This is a genomic window from Micromonospora sp. NPDC051924, from assembly GCF_055586005.1.
Genome location: NZ_JBVJJA010000002.1, coordinates 65,323 through 83,724, shown reverse-complemented (window position 1 = coordinate 83,724; position 18,402 = coordinate 65,323). Strand labels below are relative to the sequence as shown.

The window sequence follows — 18,402 nt, the reverse complement described above, 5'->3', positions numbered from 1 at the left end:
TCAGTCGGCGGACCCGGCCTCGCCCGAGGTGGCCTTCTTGGCTCCGCCGCCGATCAGTACCAGGAGGATGATCCCGCCCACGATCCACGGCCCGTAGTCCGTCTTCTCGCCCTCCCGCTGCTCCGCCCAGGTTCGGACCTGCACCTGGACGCTGACCCGCCCTTTGTCCCGGACGAACCCTCGCACGGTGAGCAGGCTGCGCCGCCCGTCGTCGGTCAGCACGCAGTACCGGTCCCCGACCTGAAGGGCCTGGTACGTCAGGGCCTCGCCGAGGTAGTCGGTGTTCGCAGCGCACATCGCGAAGGTGGCGGGGGCATCGCGCTGCACGGCGGCGATCTGGACCCCGGCCGTGGGATTACGGACCAGGCCCTCCCCGTCGTTGCCGATGTCCCCACCTGTCGAGCCGAGCACCTCGGCCACGTCCCAGTCAGGGCAGAGCGAATCGAGATCCGCGTAGTAGCCCCGGGACAGCACCAGCAGGCCGTCATGGCGGACCACCTCGATGGAGGCGCTGGCGGTCGGGGACGCGCCCGCGGCGGCCGGGGACGCCCCCACGGCGGCCGGGGACGCCCCCGGTGCGGTCGGCGAGGCACAGCGCTCGACCGGAGCGGACGCCGGGCCGGTGGACTCGGGGGCGGAGCTGGCCGGAGCGGCGCTGGTCGGGCTCGGGGTGGGGCCGCCGGCGGCTTCGGGTTCGCCGCCCCCGCCCAGACCGACCAGGATCACCACGAGCAGTCCGACGCCCATCGTCGCGGCGGCGGCCAGCACGCTGGGCCGCTTGAGCAGGGCCGGCGACACGTCCGCCGGCTCCGCCGCGCCCCCCGTCGACCTCCGTCGGGCCACCTCCATGAGGGTGACCACCAGGGCGCCCAGCCCGACGAGCATGCCGACCACGCTGGCCGCCTTGTCGGCCCGGTCGAGCGACTCGCCGCTCATCAGCACGGCGAGCAGGATCCAGCCGACCAGCACGCCGACCACCAACGCCGCCAAGGGGTTCCGTCTCCACGGCAGCTTCGGTGGCCACGCCATGCCGGCATGATGTCAGATCGACACCAGCGACCGGCGTCCCGAGATCTTCATCGCGCCCGCCCGGTGTGCCGGCGCCGGTCCGGGCCGGCACACCGGGAAGAATTTTCCGGGCCCGTTGTCGAATCCGGCCGGCCCCGCCCGTCGGGATGGCAAGAAGGTGGCACACCGAACAGAGGAGATTCCGATGGCCCAGTACGCAGTCCTGATCTATTCGCCCGCGCCGGCCGACCCGATGGAGATCACGCCCGACTACCTGGCGCTGCTCGACCGCTACCCGGCCCAGGTCGACGAGCTGGGCGGGAAGATCGTCACGGGGTTCGCGCTCCAGCCCAGCACCACCGCCACGGCGATCCGGGGCGACCTGGTCACCGACGGCCCGTTCATCGAGGCGAAGGAGGTCGTGGCCGGGTTCTTCATCCTCGAGGCCCCCGACCTGGACGTCGCCCTGAAGATCGCCAAGCTGAACCCGGCCACCATCGACGGCGGCGTCGAGGTCCGGCCGCTCTTCCAGCCGCCGGCGGAGTGAGCGACGCCGGTACGGCCGCGGCGGAACGCGCCGTGGCGGACGCGCACCGTCGCGAGTGGGCCTTCGTGCTCGCCGCGACGGCGCGCGTCGCCGGTGACCTCGACGTGGCCGAGGAGTGCGTGCAGGACGCCTACCTGGCCGCGCTGGCGGCGTGGGCACGCGACGGCGTACCCGACAAGCCCGGCGCGTGGCTGACCGCCACCGCGAAGCGCAAGGCCCTCGACGTGCTACGCCGGGACAAGGTGTTCCGGTCCAAGATGCCGCTGCTGGTGGAGCCGGCGGAGGCCGAGGAGCCGACGGAGCCCGGGGAGGACGCGGTGCCCGACGACCGGCTGCGACTGGTGTTCACCTGCTGCCACCCGGCGCTGGCCCGGGAGGCCCAGGTGGCGCTCACCCTGCGCCTGGTCTGCGGGGTGAGCACGGGCGACATCGCCCGGGCGTTCCTGGTCTCCGAGACGACGATGGCCGCCCGGGTCACCCGGGCCAAGAAGAAGATCGCAGCGGCGCGGATCCCGTACCGGGTGCCGGAGGCCGCCGAACTGCCCGAGCGGCTGGATGCGGTACTGACCGTCATCCACCTGCTCTTCACCACCGGGCACACCGCGCCGACCGGCGCCGACCTGGTCCGCGCCGACCTGGTGGCCCGGGCCGTGCACCTGACCCGGATGCTGCTGGCGCTGATGCCCGACGAGCCGGAGGTACGCGGGCTGCTCGCGCTGCTGCTGCTCACCGACGCCCGCCGGGCCACCCGCACGGACGGTTCGGGCCGCCTGCTCACGCTGGAGGAGCAGGACCGCTCGGCGTGGGACCGGGCCGCCATCGACGAAGGCAACGGGCTGGTCCTGGGCGCGTTCCGCACCGGTCGGGTCGGCCGGTACGCGCTCCAGGCCGCCATCGCCTCGCTGCACGCCGTCGCGCCCAGCTACGCCGCCACCGACTGGCCGCAGATCGTCCGCCTCTACGACGAGCTGCTGAAACGCTGGCCGTCACCCGTGGTCGCGCTGAACCGGGCGGTGGCGGTGTCCATGGTCGACGGCCCGGCCGCCGCCCTGGCCGCAGTGGACGCACTCGCGGCCGACCCCCGCCTGGCCGGCTACCACTACCTCCCGGCGATCCGCGCCGACCTGCTCCGCCGCCTCGACCGCCACCAGGAGGCCGCCGACGCCTACCGGAGGGCGCTGGAACTGGTGGACAACGAGGCCGAACGCGCCTTCCTCACCGCCCGCCTCACCGAGGTCACCGCCAAAGTCGGTTGATCATGAAGTTGCCGCGCGCCACACCGAGCCGGACCGGGACGGCCGGCCAGTGCTCCGGGTCGCCGAGCACTGCGCACATCGCGGCGTACTCGTCAGCGGTGACGGCGAAGGCGCCCTCCGCCGCCCGCTCGACGCCCAACGGCCCGGCCAGGTGGTACCCCAGAAGGCCGGATGCCCCACCAGGCTCTCGGCGTCGTGGACCGGCGCGTCGAACTCGGTGTCGAAGTCGGGCGGCCCCACCGTCGTGTAACCGGGGATGGTGAACGCGGGTCCGATCGTCAGCGACATGGTCATGCATTGAACCCGACCGCCCGGGGCCGCGGGACACGGGTCACCCGAACCAGGTGATGCCCTGGCCGTGTCCCCGGGTCCAGGCGAGCGGCGCCCCGTCCAGCGCGAGCACGTTGTGGAACGCCCCGCCCGGCTGCGCCGGCAACGCGGCGTGGGACAGCACGTCCGGATCCTCGTTCGCGACCCAGTGCCCGGGCAGCGTGCGGACCAGCTCGACGAACGCGTCCCGTCGGGGCGCGGGCACCTGGTACAGCACCGAGGTGTGGAACACCACCAGGGTCACGCCGGACGGTGCCAGCGCGGCCAGCGCGGGCAGGTCGTCCACCAGGTCGCCGCGGACGAGCAGCGGAGGATCGGCGGCGGCGACGCGCACCGCCTTCCGCAACCGCTCGCGGCGGTGCGCATGCTCCGGCCAGATAAGGGCGTCCAGCCACGCGACGTCGGCAGGGTCGGTCACGTCGAGCGGGTTCACATCCAACCCCGCTCGCCACACCACCTCGGGCCGGCGATCCGGGGGTGCGGTACCGGTGAGCGTGCAGTCGAGGACCGGGGTGCCCGCGCCGAGCAGGCGGTCGCCGTAGCGGTAGGCGTACCGGTCGGGGTAGAGGCAGAGACCGGCGGAGGCGCCGACCTCCAGGAGAGCGAGCGGCTGCGGCAGCGACGCCAGCACCGGCAGCAGTACGGCGCACCGCCCCGCCTCGTTCGTCTGGGTCGCCCGGGTCCGGATCTCCGCTTCGATGCCCGGCCAGTTCGCCACGGTGTGGTCGTGGAAGGCGGTCGGGTCCTCGACCGGACCGCCGAGGAGCCGGACCACCGCGAAGAGCAGGTTCGGCTGCCGCTTGGCCGGCGGCAGCGTGTCGATCAGGGCGAGCAGCTCGTCGTCGCGGGACACCGCCAGCGCCAGGCGCTCGTACGCGGGCGACACGCCCCGCGCCTCGCGGGCGGCGAACTCGGCGTACCTCTCGGCAGTGGTCACCGTTCGGCCGACCCGGCCGGCGGAGCGGGCCGCCGCGCGCGGGCGACGGTTCGGCGAGCGTCCCGCCAGGCGATCAGGGCGGTCCGTACGCGGGGTGAGGCGACCAGCTCCCCCCGGCGCCGGGCGCTCAACTGCTCGATCAGCCAGGCCGGGGCGTCGGCCTCCCGCACGGCTGCGGTCTTGGTGAGCAGGGCGCCGGTGCCGAGCGCGTGGCGGCCCCGGGCCATCGAGGTGAGCCCGAGGTCGGCGAGCGTCGGGTCCAGCCACCGCCACGGACGCCGGGCCGCCCAGGCCCAGTAGCCGGTGAGCTCGGCGCGGGCCGCCGCCCGGACGTCGTCGGCACCCATCGGCGCCAGGACGTCGCCCGGCGGCCGACCGAAGATCGCGTACCCGTGCCGCACCAGCTCGGCCCGGGTGATCCCGGAGAGGATGCGCTGGACGAGCTGCCCGTGAGTCCAGGTCGGATGCCGCACCTGGACGTCGGAGATCGTCGCGGCGTCGACGTAGACGCAACCGAGGTTGGCACCGGAGCCGACCCCGTCGTCGAGGCGACGGTGCACGGTGCCGAGCGCGGTCTGCCGGGCGGCGTCGACCGGGCCGTCGGTCACCGCGACCAGATCGAGGTCGCTGACGCCCGGGATGTGGTCGCCGGTCGCCAACGAACCCGCGACCAGCAGGTCGCTGACCCAGCCGAGCGCCGCGACGTCCCTGGCGAACGCGTCAACGACGGGTGGCGGGGTGACCATGAACGCAGTCTATGAAGTTTCCCGCGGCTTGCGTCGCCGCGAGATCTCCGCCAGGTGCTGACGCTGATGCTGCCGGACCATCTCGTCCCAGACTTCCTGGTCGTAGTCCGGATCCGGCAGGATCCACTTGTGCGAACCGTCGCTGTAATGGAACCGTTCGTCACCGCGCCGGATGATGCTCACCGGATCCACCGCCGGAACCGTCGGTGCAGCAGCCCGGCCGGCACCCAGGTCAGGTCCTCGGCCGCCCACACCAGGTAGGACCCCATATAGAGGGCCAGCGAGACCGGCGCGGGAGCCAGCCGCGCCCACCACCATCGGCAACCGCCGCAGAGGCCGTCGACACCGGGCAGGTGCACGGACAGGATCTGCTCGACCTGAAGCTCGGTCACGCCTGCTCCTCCCCGGCCAGCGGCCGCGTCGGATCGGGATGCGGTGCTGGGCTCGGCAGGGCAGTTCCGCGCCGCACCGGCAGGTCCGCCGCCAGAGCCGCCACGACCACACCGGACGGTGTCGACGAGCCAGCGCCAACGCGACCGCAAGCAGGTAGTCGTCGTACGACACGCGCTGGCGCATGCGGCCTCCTAGCGGTGACCCACCTCGCGCAATCACTGATGTGTTGTCATACAGGGCAAGACGCGCCTACGTTCAGGCCGTGAAGCGACCGCGCTTGTACGGACCCGGCGAGTTGGCCGCTGTGTTCGGCGTGTCGCGTCAGAGGGTGCTGCAGATCACCCGCAGGCCCGGCTTCCCCGAGCCTGTCGCCCGCCTGATCGGAATGACGGTCTGGGACGCCGATGAGGTGGATGAGTGGGCACGGCACAACCGCCCACCCCGCCCGACGGATGGCGACGAGGAACGCTGACCGGAGAGCTCGGCCGCAACACGCGACGCGAGCGACAAGAGGTCTGCTGAGCAGCCCAGGTAAGCAGTGCCCACCCGCCCCGGCAACTTGATGGGCACGGGCAGCTGAGTCGTTCGCGACATCAAGTTCGTAGCCTGCGTACCGCAGTTGTCGGTTCGCTGCGCACATGTCGGCTGATTGCGTACCGAGGACGCCTGAGTCGTTTCTGATTTCAGCTCGACAGGCGGCGACACACAGCCACCCCTCCCGCCAGCCTGGCCGGCGGGAGGCGGACCGAGCCGCCGCCGGTTCGCCGAGGTGGCGGTGTCGGGGGCACGGGGACACCGCAACTTCCCCGAAGTGGAGTGGCGAGAACGCCGCGAGCGCGGCAGGGGATCCCTGCCGCGCTCGCGAAGCGGTCGTACGTCAGCTGCAGCCGCTGGTGGAGCCGCAGCCCTCGCAGACATAGCAGCTGCCGGCCGGCCGCATCTTCGTACCGCAGGTGAAGCAGAGCGGCGCGTCGGCGGCCTTGCCGATCACGGCCTCCAGCAGTTCGGTGCTGGAGCCGACCGACGGCGCCGGCTTGACGACGGCCACCTCGGCCATCTCCTGCGCCGGCTGGGCGACCGGGGCCGCCTTCGGCTCGGGCACCTCGACCGGGGCGGAGGCGGCCATCGCGGTGAGGTCCGCACCGCTCGCCTCCGCCTCCGCCTCGGCCTGGAGCTGGGCGGCCCGCTCCTTGGCGGTGAAGATGCCCAGCTCCGCGCGGCGCTCGTACGGCAGGAAGTCCAGGGCCAGGCGACGGAAGATGTAGTCCATCACCGAGGCCGCCATCCGCACATCCGGGTCGTCGGTCATGCCGGCCGGCTCGAAGCGCATGTTGGTGAACTTGCTGACGTACGTCTCCAGCGGGACGCCGTACTGGAGACCGATGGAGATGGCCACCGAGAAGGCGTCCATCACGCCGGCCAGGGTCGAGCCCTGCTTCGACATCTTGAGGAAGACCTCGCCGAGGCCGTCGTCCGGGTACGACGAGGCGGTGAGGTAGCCCTCGGCGCCGCCGACCGAGAAGGAGATGGTCTGCGACGGGCGCTTCTTCGGCAGCCGCTTGCGCACCGGCCGGTACTCGACGACCTTCTCCACGACCTTGTCGACCTCGGCGGCCGGGGTCTGCGCGGTGGCCTTGTTCGGCTTGGCAGCCGACAGCGGCTGGCCGACCTTGCAGTTGTCCCGGTAGATCGCGAGCGCCTTGAGGCCGAGCTTCCAGCCCTCGAAGTAGATCTTCTCGACGTCCTTGACGGTCGCCTGCTCGGGCATGTTGACCGTCTTGGAGATGGCGCCGGAGATGAACGGCTGGACGGCCGCCATCATCCGCACGTGGCCCATCGGCGCGATGGACCGCTCGCCCATGGCGCAGTCGAAGACCGGGTAGTGCTCCGGCTTGAGGCCGGGGGCGTCCACCACGTGGCCGTGGTCGGCGATGTGCTCGACGATCGCCTCGACCTGCTCCTCGGGGTAGCCGAGGCTGCGCAGGGCGCGCGGCACGGTCTGGTTGACGATCTGCATCGAGCCGCCGCCGACCAGCTTCTTGAACTTGACCAGGGCCAGGTCCGGCTCGACACCGGTGGTGTCGCAGTCCATCATCAGGCCGATGGTGCCGGTCGGGGCGAGCACGCTGGCCTGCGAGTTCCGCCAGCCGTTCTTGTCACCGACCTTGTTGCCCAGGGTCCACTGCTTGGTGGCCTCGCGCTGGATGGCGGTGGCCACGGTGCCGGTCGGCTTGATCGCGTCGTTGGCGGCGGCGTGCTTGCGCATGACCCGCTTGTGCGCCTCGGCGTTGCGGGCGTAACCGTCGTACGCGCCGACGATGCCGGCCAGCTCGGCCGAGCGGCGGTACGCCGTGCCGGTCATCAGCGAGGTGATCGCCGCGGCGACCTCCCGGCCCTGCTCCGAGTCGTACGGCAGGCCGGAGGCCATCAGCAGCGCGCCCAGGTTGGCGTACCCGATGCCGAGCTGCCGGTAGGCGCGGGTGGTCTCACCGATCTTCTCGGTCGGGAAGTCGGCGAAGCAGATCGAGATGTCCATCGCGGTGATGACGAACTCGACCGACTTGACGAACTTCTCCACCTCGAAGGTGCCGTCGGCGCGCATGAACTTCATCAGGTTCAGTGAGGCCAGGTTGCACGAGGAGTTGTCCAGGTGCAGGTACTCCGAGCACGGGTTCGACGCGGTGATCCGCCCGGTCTCCGGGCAGGTGTGCCAGTCGTTGATGGTGTCGTCGTACTGCAGGCCGGGGTCGGCGCACTCCCAGGCGGCCTGGGCGATGGTGCGGAACAGCTTCTTGGCGTCGATCGTCTCGATGGTCTGCCCGTCGAGCCGGCCGCGCAGGTCGAAGCCGCCGCCGTTCTCCACGGCGGTCATGAACTCGTCGGAGACCCGGACCGAGTTGTTGGCGTTCTGGTACTGCACGCTGACGATGTCGGCGCCGCCCAGGTCCATGTCGAAGCCGGCGTCCCGCAGCGCGCGGATCTTGTCCTCCTCGCGCGCCTTGGTCGCCACGAACTCCTCGATGTCCGGGTGGTCCACGTCGAGGATGACCATCTTGGCGGCCCGCCGGGTGGCGCCACCGGATTTGATGGTCCCCGCGCTCGCGTCGGCGCCGCGCATGAAGCTGACCGGGCCGGAGGCGGTGCCGCCGGAGGAGAGCAGCTCCTTGGAGGAACGGATGCGGGAGAGGTTGACGCCGGCGCCCGAGCCGCCCTGGAAGATCCGCCCCTCCTCCTTGTACCAGTCGAGGATGGAGTCCATCGAGTCGTCGACGGCCAGGATGAAGCACGCGCTGACCTGCTGCGGCGACGGCGTGCCCACGTTGAACCAGACCGGCGAGTTGAAGCTGAACACCTGGTGCAGCAGCATCCAGGTCAGCTCGTGCGCGAACACCTCGGCGTCGGCCGGGGAGGCGAAGTAGCCGTACTCCTCACCGGCGGTGCGGTAGGTCTCTACCACCCGGTCGATGAGCTGCCGCAGCGACCACTCCCGCTGCGGGGTGCCCACCGCGCCCCGGAAGTACTTGGTGGTCACGATGTTGGCCGCGTTGACGGACCAGGACTCGGGGTACTCCACCCCGCGCTGCTCGAAGTTGATCGAGCCGTCCCGCCAGTTCGTCATCACGACGTCGCGGCGCTCCCAGGTGACCTCGTCGTAGGGATGCACCCCCTCGGTCGTCCAGACGCGCTCGATCTTCAACCCCGCCCCGGCCTTGTTCCGTGACTTGCTGGTCGTCACGCCCTCGCCCCCCTCGTCGGCGCGGTCACCCACCGCGCCTCATCAACTGTCAGAAATCCGAAAGAATCAGGTGGTCGCGCCGGCGGCCTCGGCCGCCTCGGCGCCGGCGCCCTCCCGGGCGCGTGCGGCGGCCCGCAGCGTCTCGATCTCGCGCTCGAAGTCGGCGAGCGAGTCGAAGGACCGGTAGACGCTGGCGAAGCGCAGGTAGGCCACCTCGTCCAGGTCGCGCAGCGGCCCGAGGATGGCCAGCCCGACCTCGTGGCTGGGGATCTCGGCGGCCCCCTTGGCCCGCACGGTCTCCTCGACCTTCTGCGCCAGCAGCGCGATCGAGTCGTCGTCGACCGGCCGACCCTGGCACGCCTTGCGCACCCCGCCGATGATCTTCGTACGGCTGAACGGCTCGGTCACCCCGCTGCGCTTGACCACCGCGAGCACCGCCTCCTCGACGGTGGTGAACCGCTTGCCGCACTCCGGGCAGGCCCGCCGCCGCCGGATGAGCTGGCCGTCGTCGGCCTCCCGCGAGTCGACCACCCGGGAGTCGGCATGCCGGCAGTACGGACACCGCATCGCCTTACCTCCTTCATCGACCGCGGGCACACCGACCGGCTCCCGGGCGCGCGTCGCCACGACGAAGCCATCACTCGATGGCTGACGCCGGCTGGACGGTACGGGAGTGCGTTCGGTAGTTGAACCCAACCTGTAGGCGACTTACGCCCGTGTGACTACTACATCTAGGGGTTGACCGTATGCCGTCGCACTAGCGAGGTCAAGTTGGCCGGCGTGTCCGGCGCGTCATCAGAATCACTCACCCGTCCCGCCTCTCCGCACGCCTCACCGAGGGCCCAACGGGCGGCCGGTCCAGGGGTCACGCGACACGCCGATAGAACATTCGTTCGAGGCCGACGTACCATTTATCAGAACAGGCGTTCGGAAATCCAGGATTTTGCCGCGACACGCCGACAACACGTCGTACAGATGTTTGAAAATGGCCGATCTCACCTATACGGTCAACAACGACCGGATGCGACGTGTCGCGTCGGGCCGGTCGGCAGCACCACCCGAGCACGCACCACGAGCCGACGAGGCACCCAGCGCCGACCAGGGAGGACGGACGTGACCGAGGACCGGGCCAGCCGGCAGCAGCACCCGCAGCCGATCGACGGGGCGGTTCCGCCGGCGACCCGTCGACCCCGCACCGCGCGCAGCCGGGCGGCCCAGCCCGCCGTGCGCCCGGTCACACCGGTGGTCAGCAGCTTCCCCGACCCCACCACGGTCGACCTGACCGCCCGGCAGCGCCGGATCCTGGAATTCATCCGCACCTGGGTGGAGCGCCACGGCTACCCGCCGAGCGTGCGCGAGATCGGCGAGGCGGTCGGCCTGGTCTCCCCGTCCAGCGTCGCCTACCAGCTCAAGGAGCTGGAGAAGAAGGGCTTCCTGCGGCGCGACCCGAACCGGCCGCGCGCGGTGGACGTCCGCGCCCCGGGCGAGGTCGACGACGAGGCGGCCCGTGCCCAGCGGCCCGCCCCCGCGTATGTGCCGATGCTGGGCCGGATCGCCGCCGGTGGCCCGATCCTCGCCGAGCAGGCGGTGGAGGACATCTTCCCCCTCCCCCGCGAGCTGGTCGGCGAGGGTGAGGTCTTCATGCTCCAGGTCAAGGGCGATTCGATGCTGGACGCGGCGATCTGCGACGGCGACTGGGTGGTGGTCCGGCAGCAGCCGAACGCCGAGGTCGGCGACATCGTGGCCGCGATGCTCGACGGCGAGGCGACGGTGAAGACCTACCGCCGTCGCGACGGGCACGTCTGGCTGATGCCGCAGAACCCCGCCTTCGACCCGATCCCGGGCGACGACGCCACCATCATGGGTCGCGTGGTCGCCGTGCTGCGCCGGATCTGACGAGACGTACGGGTGACCGCCCCGCGGGGCGGTCACCCGTAGCTTCGATCAGTAGCGGTCGCCCCGGTGCTCCCGGCCACCCGACACCGGCCCGTACTGGCCCCGGTCGTCGTATCCGCCGCCCCGCCGGTCACGCGGATCGCCGTGGCCCGACCCCCGGCGTGGCGGGTCGGCCCGGCCACCGCCGCCGTAGCCGCCACCGCCCGGCTGGCCGCCGCCGTAGCCGCCCCCGCCCTGCTGGCCGCCGCCGTAGCCGCCGCCCTGGGGAGCCCCGCCGTAGACGCCGCCCTGCGGACGGCCACCGCCGCCCGGCTGGCCCCCGTAGACACCGCTGCCGCGTCCGCCGCCGTCCTGCGGGCGGCCGCCGCCGTACACGCCGCCAGCCGGCGGGTGGCCGGGGGCGCCGTTCGCCGACGCGCCGCCGTAGACCCCGCCGCTGCCGCCGTAGACGCCGCCCCGCGGGCCGCCGGCCTCGGGCGGGAAGCCGCCGTGCGCCGGGAACTCGTCGTCCCGTTCGGCCGGCTCCGCCGGCCGCGGCTTGCTGCGGGACCGCATGATCCCGAAGATGCCGGCACCGACCATCAGCGCGCCGATCACGCCCACCGCGGCGATCAGGTACGTGATCTCGTCGAGCGAGAGACTCTCGAACCACGACTTCTCGGCGGCCGGCTTCGCCGCGCCGGCCGGGTTCGGCAGCGCCTCCACGCCCTTGGTCGACGGGACGTAGCTGAGGATCTCCACCGGCTCGGTGTCGTCCAGCAGGCCGACGTCGGAGACCGTGACGAAGCTCTTGCCGTCCGGGGTGTACGAGATCGCCTCGCCGAACACGTCGGCGAGCGGGGTCACCCGCGGCGTCCCCTTCAACGCCCCGACGATGTCGCCGTTGGCGACGTCGTACTCGAAGGCGTCGGCGTACGTCCGCAGGACGACCTTGCTGCCGTCCGGCGAGCGGGCCGCGCCGGTGATGGTCAGCCGGCCCGGCGCGCCCAGCTTGTTGTCGGTGTTCGTCTTCGGGACGGTGACCTCGCCGACCTTCTCCATCGGCACCGGCGGGGTGTCACCCGACTTCAGCGCGCCCGACGGCTTGAAGATCTCCGCCTTGCCCGACGGGTCCTTGGTGATGATCAGCGGCAGGTTGTCGTCCCCGATCAGCAGCGCCTCGGCGTCGTGCGGCTTCTTCTCCGGGTACGACAGCCGGTGCAGCACCGGCTTGCTCTTGCCGCTCAACGGCATGGTCCAGACGGCGATCCGCTCCCGGCGGGTCTTGCTGGTGGCGTTGTCCCCGATGTCGCCGATCCAGACCGTCTTCTTGTCCGGCCCGAGAGCCAGGTCCTCGGTGTCGTACGGCCCGGCCCCGGAGTAGGAGACCGGCTCCTTCGCGATGCCGCACCTGGTGTCGAGGTAGAAGACCTTCTTGTGGCTGGGGTCGTCGCTGCTGTCGTCGATCACGACGTAACCGGTGCTGGTGGCGACCAGCCCGGACAGCTCGCGCAGCCGCTTGTCTTCGACGGTGCACTTCTTCTTGGGAGCCGCGGCCAGCACGGGGACCGCGGCGGGAGCCGCCACGGCGAGGCCGGCGGGTGCCACGACCGCGCCGATCAGGCCGAGCGCGATCGTGACCGAGGAGACAGCGTGCCGCATGGCGCCAAGTGTCGCACGACGCGGGTTTCGGGCGGGTGACGCCGGACGGCTCAGCCGCCGACGCCCACCCGCTCGTCCACGGTGAGCCGGTCCCCCGCCCGGTACGGCGCCAGCTCGGCGGCGAGCGCCTGGCCGACGCGGACGTGCAGCAGGGTGCCCTCGGGCAGGTGGGACGTGCTCAGCACCTCACCCTGCCGGTGCACCCGGGCGACCAGGTCCCCCCGGTCGTACGGCAGCACGGCGTGGACCTCGACCGCCGGGCGGGGCAGCCGCTGCTCGATCGCCTCGCGCAGCCCGTCGATCCCGCGCCCGCTGTGCGCGGAGACGAGGACGGCCTCGGGCCAGAGCCGCTTGAGCCGCAGCAGCGTCTCCTCGTCGGCGGCGTCGGTCTTGTTGACCACCAGCAGCTCCGGCAGCCGGTCGGCGCCCACCTCGGCGAGCACCTCGCGGACCGCCCGGACCTGCTCCTCCGGGTCCGGGTGGGTGCCGTCGACCACGTGCACCACCAGGTCGGCGTCGCCGACCTCCTCGAGCGTCGAGCGGAACGCCTCGACGATCTGGTGCGGCAGGTGCCGGACGAACCCGACCGTGTCGGAGAGCGTGTAGAGCCGCCCGTCGGACGTGGTGGCCCGGCGGGTGGTCGGGTCCAGGGTGGCGAACAGCGCGTTCTCCACCAGCACGCCCGCCCCGGTCAGGCGGTTGAGCAGGCTGGACTTGCCGGCGTTGGTGTAACCGGCGATGGCCACCGCGGGCACCGCGTTGCGGGAGCGTCGGGCGCGCTTGGTCTGGCGTACCGTCGTCATGCTCTTGATCTCGCGGCGCAGCCGCGCGATCCGGTGCCGGATCCGGCGCCGGTCGGTCTCGAGCTTGGTCTCACCCGGACCGCGCAGACCCACGCCGCCGCCGGCGCCACCGCCGCGGCCGCTACCACCGGTCTGCCGGGAGAGGGTCTCACCCCAACCGCGCAGCCGGGGCAGCAGGTATTCGAGCTGGGCCAGCTCGACCTGGGCCTTACCTTCCCGGCTCTTGGCGTGCTGGGCGAAGATGTCGAGGATCAGGGCGGTCCGGTCGACCACCTTGACCTTGGTGCGCTGCTCCAGGTTGCGCAGCTGCGACGGGGAGAGCTCACCGTCGCAGATCACGGTGTCGGCGCCGGTGGAGAGCACCACCGCGCCGAGGTCGTCGACCTTGCCCCGACCGACGTACGTGGCCGGGTCGGGCCGGTTGCGCCGCTGGATCAGCCCCTCGAGCACCTGCGAGCCGGCCGTCTCGGCCAGCGCCGCCAGCTCGGTGAGGCTGTTCTCGGCGTCCTCCTGGGTCCCCTCGGTCCAGACCCCCACCAGCACCACCCGCTCCAGCCGGAGCTGGCGGTATTCCACCTCGGTGATGTCGGTGAGCTCGGTGGAGAGGCCGGGGACCCGCCGCAACGCCTGCCGCTCCGACAGCTCGAACTCGCCGGTGGTGGCGTCGAACTCGTCGTCCTCGTAGGGAAGGAAGGTCTCCTGCTCGCGCAAACCGCGTCTCCTGTCCGTTATGTCTATTGCCGGGGCATTTCCCGTTCGTATGAGCATCCTGACATGTGCCAACGCGGGACGCACCTGCTATATGCCCGTGGCGCTACTAACTGGTAGCGGGGCCGGATGCCGGCCGAGCTGGGCGGGCGAGTAGAAATGCCAGGCGAGCCGCTCAGTGCCGACGGAGGAGTTCTACGTGGCCAACACCCGACTGCCGAGTGCCGGATTCTCGATCACCATCCGGATCGCGGTACCCGCGGACGCCTCCTCGATCGGTCGGCTGACCACCGCGGCGGGCGAGGCAGGCGCCATCGTCACCGCGCTGGACGTGGTCGACTCCGACCCGGCCAACGTGATCGTCGACCTCACCTGCGACACCGCCGACGCGAACCACGCCGACCAGGTGGTCGACGCGCTGACCGCGCTCGACGGGGTCGACGTCCGCAAGGTCTCCGACCGGACGTTCCTGCTGCACCTGGGCGGCAAGATCGAGGTCAACTCGAAGGTCGCGCTGCGCACCCGGGACGAGCTGTCCCGGGCGTACACCCCGGGCGTGGCCCGGGTCTGCCAGGCGATCGCCGAGAACCCGGCCGACGCCCGCCGGCTCACCATCAAGCGGAACACGGTCGCCGTGGTCAGCGACGGCTCGGCCGTGCTCGGCCTGGGCAACCTCGGGCCGGCCGCCTCGCTGCCGGTGATGGAGGGCAAGGCCGCGCTGTTCAAGCGCTTCGGCGGGGTGGACGCCTGGCCGGTGGTGCTGGACACCCAGGACACCGACGAGATCGTCTCGATCGTGAAGGCGATCGCGCCCGCGTACGGCGGGATCAACCTGGAGGACATCGCCGCGCCGCGCTGCTTCGAGATCGAGGCCCGGCTGCGCGAGGCGCTGGACATCCCGGTCTTCCACGACGACCAGCACGGCACCGCGATCTGCGTGCTGGCCGCGCTGACCAACGCGCTGCGCGTCGTGGGCAAGCAGCTGGAGGACGTCCGGGTGGTCGTCTCCGGCGCCGGCGCGGCCGGCACCGCGATCATGAAGCTGCTGCTGCGCCAGGGCGTGGGCGACATCATCGCGTACGACCGGCAGGGCGCCCTGCACCGCGGGCTGCCCGACCTGAACCCGGCCTGGCAGTGGCTGGCGGAGAACACCAACAAGGAGAACTACTCCGGCGACCTGCCCGGGGCGGTACGGGGCGCGGACGTCTTCATCGGGGTGAGCGCGCCGAACCTGCTCACCGGCGACGACATCGCCACCATGGCCAAGGACGCGATCGTCTTCGCGCTGGCCAACCCGGACCCGGAGGTCGACCCGCGGGAGGCGCGCAAGCACGCCGCCGTGGTCGCCACCGGCCGCTCGGACCAGCCGAACCAGATCAACAACGTGCTGGCCTTCCCCGGCGTGTTCCGGGGCATGCTCGACGCGCACGCCGAGGAGTTCACCGAGGAGATGGCGATCGCGGCGGCCCGGGCCATCGCGGACGTGGTCGGCGAGGACAAGATCAACCCGACGGTCATCGTGCCGAGCGTCTTCGACTCCCGGGTCGCCCCGGCGGTCGCGGCCGCGGTCCGGGCCGCCGCCCAGAACCCGACCGCCACCCCGCCCCCCGCCGCCGACCCCGGCCCGGCCGACCTCCCCGAGATCGCCGCCAACGCCAGCGCCACCCCCTGATCCGGGCTCGTTGATCAAGAGGTTTGCGCCCGGTCAAGGCCGATTCCTGACGCAAACCTCTTGATCAACACGACCCGGCGCCGGGCGCCGGGTGGGCGTGTGGCCGGGTCAGGGGAGGAGGGCGGGGAGGGTGATCTCGCCGGTGGCGACCAGGAGGGCGGGGCCGGAGAGCCAGCAGGAATCCTCGGTCACGGTCACCGTGAGGCGGCCGCCGGGAACGTCCACGATGACCGTGCCGGTGTCCCGGCCGGCGTCGCGCAGCGCGACCGCGGCGACCGCGCAGGTGCCGGTCCCGCAGGAGAGCGTCTCGGCCGAGCCGCGCTCGTAGACCCGCATCAGCACGTGCCCGTCGGCGCCCGCCACCGGTTCGCCCGGGGTGGTGAACTCGACGTTCACCCCGGCCGGGAAGACCGCCGGATCGACGTCCGGTGCCCGGGTGAGGTCGAGGCCCGGCAGCTCCAGCCCGGCGGGCACCGCGCAGACCAGGTGCGGGTTGCCGACGTCCACCGCCGCGCCGGCCAGGGTCAGCCCGCCCAGGGTCGCGGTGGCCGTGCCGGACAGCCGCGGACGCCGCATCTCGACGGCGATGTCCGCCCCCTCGACCCGCGCGCGCACCAGGCCGGCCCGGGTGGCCACCGGCAGCGCCGCGTCCGCCGTGGTGGCCAGCCCGGTCTCCAGCAGGTAGCGGACGAAGACCCGGGCGCCGTTGCCGCACATCTCCGCGAAGGAGCCGTCGGAGTTCCAGTAGTCCATGAACCACTCGGCCTCGCCGGCCAGGGCGGCGCCCTCCGGGTGCTTGGCGGCCCGCACCACGCGCAGCACGCCGTCCCCGCCGATGCCGCGCCGCCGGTCGCAGAGCGCGGCGACCAGACCGGGCGTCAGATCGAGCGCGCCGTCCGGGTCGGGCAGGATGACGAAGTCGTTGCCGGTGCCGTGGCCCTTGGTGAACTCCACGCCACCATCATTCCCGATGCTCGGTGACCACCCGCAGCGCAGTGTCGAGAAACGAGGGCGAGGCCGAGTCCAGCCAGTGGATCCGAGGGTCGCGCCGGAACCAGGTGCGCTGCCGGCGGACGAACCGGCGGGTCGCCCGGATCGTCTCGTCGTACGCCTCGGTCTCGGTCAGCTCGCCGGCCAGGAAGCGCAGCACCTGCTGGTAACCGAGGGCCCGGCTGGCCGTACGCCCCTCGGGCAGGCCGCGACCGACCAGGGTCCGGGTCTCAGCGACCAGGCCGTCGGCCCACATCCGGTCCACCCGCAGCGCGATCCGCTCGTCGAGCAGGGCGGTGTCCAGGTCCACGCCGAGCTGCACGGAGGGATAGAACGGGGTCGGCTCCGGCAGGGAGGCGGCGAACGGCGCCCCGGTCAGCTCGATCACCTCCAGGGCCCGGACGATCCGCCGGCCGTTGGTCGGCAGGATGCCGGCCGCCGCCACCGGGTCGGCCTCGGCCAGCCGTGCGTGCAGCGGGGCCGGACCGCCGGCGGCCAGCTCCGCCTCCAGCCGCTCCCGCACGGCGGGGTCGGTGCCGGGGAACTCGAACTGTTCCAGCACCGCCCGCACATAGAGACCGGAGCCGCCGACCAGCAGCGGCACCTTGCCCCGGGCCTGGATGTCGTCGACCGCCGCACGGGCCAGCTTCTGGTATTCAGCGACGCTGGCCGGCTCGGTGACCGCCCAGATGTCGAGCAGGTGGTGCGGCACCCCCTCCCGCTCGGCCGGGGGCAGCTTCGCGGTGCCGATGTCCATGCCCCGGTAGAGCTGCATCGAGTCGGCGTTGACCACCTCGCCGTCGAGGGCGTGCGCGAGCGCGATGCTCAGCGCCGACTTCCCGGCCGCGGTCGGCCCGACCACGGCCACCACCGTGCCGGTCATGCGCGGTTCCAGGTCGCCACGAAGTAGGCAACGCCGTAGGGGGCCTCGTGGTGGCTGAGCCGGCCCCGCCAGTCGCCGCCCGCCGCGCGGACCGCGCCGGCCAGCACCTGCCACGGCGCCCGCCCGGCCACCTTCAGCTCCGCGGACAGCACCGGGTCCAGGCCGAGCAGTGCCTCGGCGTCCACGTCGGCCAGGGCCCGGGCCACCCCCTCGTCGTACGCCTCGGCGCGCGGGTCGTCGTAGCCGGGCGCCTTGACGCCCCGGCAGGCCGACCCGTCCCCCAGCACCAGCAACGCGGTGCGCCCCGCCGCCTCGGCGGCGACCGCCGCGCCGAGTTCCGCGCACTCGGCCGGCGGCGCGTCGGCGGCGACCGCGCGGGCCGGCCGGGGCAGGCCGGTGCCGGAGCGGCCGATCAGCCAGGCCCCGATGGTCAGGCTCAACGGCAGCCGCTCCCCGCCCGCGCAGCTCACCTTCTCCAGTGGCACGGTCCGGTCGAGGCCGAAGCCACGCAGCGAGCCGTGGTCGGCGGCGCGGAACGCCTCGCTCCGCGGGCCGTCCCCGACCAGCAGGATCACCTCGGGTTCCGCGGCGAGCAGCTCGGCGACCGCCGCGTCGCAGGCGGCGCGGAGGTGGTCCAGCTCACCGGCGGCGGCGCCGGCGACCTCGGGTACGAGCAGGGGCGGGTGGGGGCAGACGGCGGCGGCGACCAGTGGCACGGGTCCAACCTATCCGGATCCCCCGGTGCGTCCCCGCACCGATCCGGTCATCGAGGCGCTACGACACCGTATGGTCACGGTCGACGACAGGCGCTCGACACGGACGGGGGCGGACCTGTGACAATGCCGGGAGTAACTTT

18 protein-coding genes are annotated in these 18,402 nt (G+C 72.4%); 5 read left to right on the top strand and 13 right to left on the bottom strand.

Annotation, left to right across the window (positions count from 1 at the left end; all coding sequences use genetic code 11):
• Positions 1-1,029, bottom strand: coding sequence for a hypothetical protein (locus ACZ6S5_RS01730; RefSeq protein WP_465996680.1), 1,029 nt, complete (start codon positions 1,027-1,029; stop codon positions 1-3).
• A gap of 184 nt (positions 1,030-1,213) precedes the next feature.
• On the opposite strand from ACZ6S5_RS01730, the gene ACZ6S5_RS01725 reads away from it, so the two are divergent.
• Both ACZ6S5_RS01725 and ACZ6S5_RS01720 read left to right on the top strand, forming a co-directional pair.
• Positions 1,214-1,555 carry a YciI family protein gene (locus tag ACZ6S5_RS01725; RefSeq protein WP_465996678.1) on the top strand — a complete coding sequence of 114 codons (342 nt, stop codon included), beginning with the start codon at positions 1,214-1,216 and terminating at the stop codon, positions 1,553-1,555.
• Positions 1,556-1,620: 65 nt separating this feature from the next.
• A complete protein-coding gene (locus ACZ6S5_RS01720) occupies positions 1,621-2,811 on the top strand; it encodes an RNA polymerase sigma factor (RefSeq protein ID WP_465996971.1) in 1,191 nt (396 codons plus the stop codon).
• Here ACZ6S5_RS01720 and ACZ6S5_RS01715 read toward each other — a convergent pair.
• From ACZ6S5_RS01715 to ACZ6S5_RS01695, 5 genes are all read right to left on the bottom strand, one after another.
• A complete protein-coding gene (locus ACZ6S5_RS01715) occupies positions 2,792-2,950 on the bottom strand; it encodes a hypothetical protein (protein WP_465996676.1) in 159 nt (52 codons plus the stop codon). The genes ACZ6S5_RS01720 and ACZ6S5_RS01715 overlap by 20 nt on opposite strands.
• A gap of 192 nt (positions 2,951-3,142) precedes the next feature.
• Positions 3,143-4,078, bottom strand: coding sequence for a DUF2332 domain-containing protein (locus ACZ6S5_RS01710; protein WP_465996674.1), 936 nt, complete (start codon positions 4,076-4,078; stop codon positions 3,143-3,145).
• On the bottom strand, positions 4,075-4,824 hold the full coding sequence (locus ACZ6S5_RS01705) for a nucleotidyltransferase domain-containing protein (protein WP_465996672.1): 750 nt from the start codon (positions 4,822-4,824) through the stop codon (positions 4,075-4,077). Before ACZ6S5_RS01705 ends, ACZ6S5_RS01710 begins: the two co-directional genes overlap by 4 nt.
• Positions 4,825-4,833: 9 nt before the next feature.
• Positions 4,834-5,007, bottom strand: a complete 174-nt coding sequence (locus ACZ6S5_RS01700; RefSeq protein WP_465996670.1) for a hypothetical protein — start codon at positions 5,005-5,007, stop codon at positions 4,834-4,836.
• Positions 5,004-5,216, bottom strand: coding sequence for a hypothetical protein (locus ACZ6S5_RS01695; RefSeq protein WP_465996669.1), 213 nt, complete (start codon positions 5,214-5,216; stop codon positions 5,004-5,006). Before ACZ6S5_RS01695 ends, ACZ6S5_RS01700 begins: the two co-directional genes overlap by 4 nt.
• A 329-nt stretch (positions 5,217-5,545) precedes the next feature.
• Here ACZ6S5_RS01695 and ACZ6S5_RS01690 point away from each other — a divergent pair, with 329 nt between their 5' ends.
• Positions 5,546-5,689, top strand: a complete 144-nt coding sequence (locus ACZ6S5_RS01690) for a hypothetical protein (RefSeq protein WP_465996667.1) — start codon at positions 5,546-5,548, stop codon at positions 5,687-5,689.
• Positions 5,690-6,094: 405 nt separating this feature from the next.
• On the opposite strand, the gene ACZ6S5_RS01685 is transcribed toward ACZ6S5_RS01690, so the two are convergent.
• Both ACZ6S5_RS01685 and nrdR read right to left on the bottom strand, forming a co-directional pair.
• Positions 6,095-8,986 (bottom strand): vitamin B12-dependent ribonucleotide reductase, encoded by a 2,892-nt coding sequence (locus ACZ6S5_RS01685; RefSeq protein ID WP_465996665.1) that lies wholly within the window; start codon positions 8,984-8,986, stop codon positions 6,095-6,097.
• A 33-nt stretch (positions 8,987-9,019) separates the two neighbouring features.
• On the bottom strand, positions 9,020-9,520 hold the full coding sequence (gene nrdR / locus ACZ6S5_RS01680) for a transcriptional regulator NrdR (RefSeq protein ID WP_465996663.1): 501 nt from the start codon (positions 9,518-9,520) through the stop codon (positions 9,020-9,022).
• Positions 9,521-10,066: 546 nt separating this feature from the next.
• On the opposite strand from nrdR, the gene lexA reads away from it, so the two are divergent.
• Entirely contained in the window at positions 10,067-10,849 is a 783-nt protein-coding gene (lexA, locus tag ACZ6S5_RS01675; protein ID WP_465996661.1) for a transcriptional repressor LexA, read from the top strand.
• 48 nt (positions 10,850-10,897) lie between these two features.
• On the opposite strand, the gene ACZ6S5_RS01670 is transcribed toward lexA, so the two are convergent.
• Both ACZ6S5_RS01670 and hflX read right to left on the bottom strand, forming a co-directional pair.
• Positions 10,898-12,490, bottom strand: a complete 1,593-nt coding sequence (locus tag ACZ6S5_RS01670) for a hypothetical protein (RefSeq protein ID WP_465996659.1) — start codon at positions 12,488-12,490, stop codon at positions 10,898-10,900.
• 50 nt (positions 12,491-12,540) lie between these two features.
• The gene (gene hflX, locus ACZ6S5_RS01665; protein WP_465996657.1) at positions 12,541-14,004 is read right to left on the bottom strand and encodes a GTPase HflX; all 1,464 of its coding nucleotides are present in this window, start codon (positions 14,002-14,004) and stop codon (positions 12,541-12,543) included.
• 196 nt (positions 14,005-14,200) lie between these two features.
• Between hflX and ACZ6S5_RS01660 the strand changes: the two genes are divergently transcribed.
• Entirely contained in the window at positions 14,201-15,673 is a 1,473-nt protein-coding gene (locus ACZ6S5_RS01660) for an NAD-dependent malic enzyme (protein WP_465996655.1), read from the top strand.
• 108 nt (positions 15,674-15,781) lie between these two features.
• On the opposite strand, the gene dapF is transcribed toward ACZ6S5_RS01660, so the two are convergent.
• From dapF to ACZ6S5_RS01645, 3 genes are read right to left on the bottom strand one after another with little or no spacing between them, the layout of a single operon-like run.
• A complete protein-coding gene (gene dapF, locus ACZ6S5_RS01655; RefSeq protein WP_465996653.1) occupies positions 15,782-16,627 on the bottom strand; it encodes a diaminopimelate epimerase in 846 nt (281 codons plus the stop codon).
• A 7-nt stretch (positions 16,628-16,634) separates the two neighbouring features.
• Positions 16,635-17,546 carry a tRNA (adenosine(37)-N6)-dimethylallyltransferase MiaA gene (miaA, locus tag ACZ6S5_RS01650; RefSeq protein WP_465996651.1) on the bottom strand — a complete coding sequence of 304 codons (912 nt, stop codon included), beginning with the start codon at positions 17,544-17,546 and terminating at the stop codon, positions 16,635-16,637.
• Positions 17,543-18,262: a class III extradiol dioxygenase subunit B-like domain-containing protein gene (locus ACZ6S5_RS01645; protein ID WP_465996649.1), complete on the bottom strand. Its 720-nt coding sequence runs from the start codon at positions 18,260-18,262 to the stop codon at positions 17,543-17,545. The genes miaA and ACZ6S5_RS01645 overlap by 4 nt, the downstream gene beginning before the upstream one ends.
• Between the last annotated feature and the right edge of the window lie 140 nt (positions 18,263-18,402).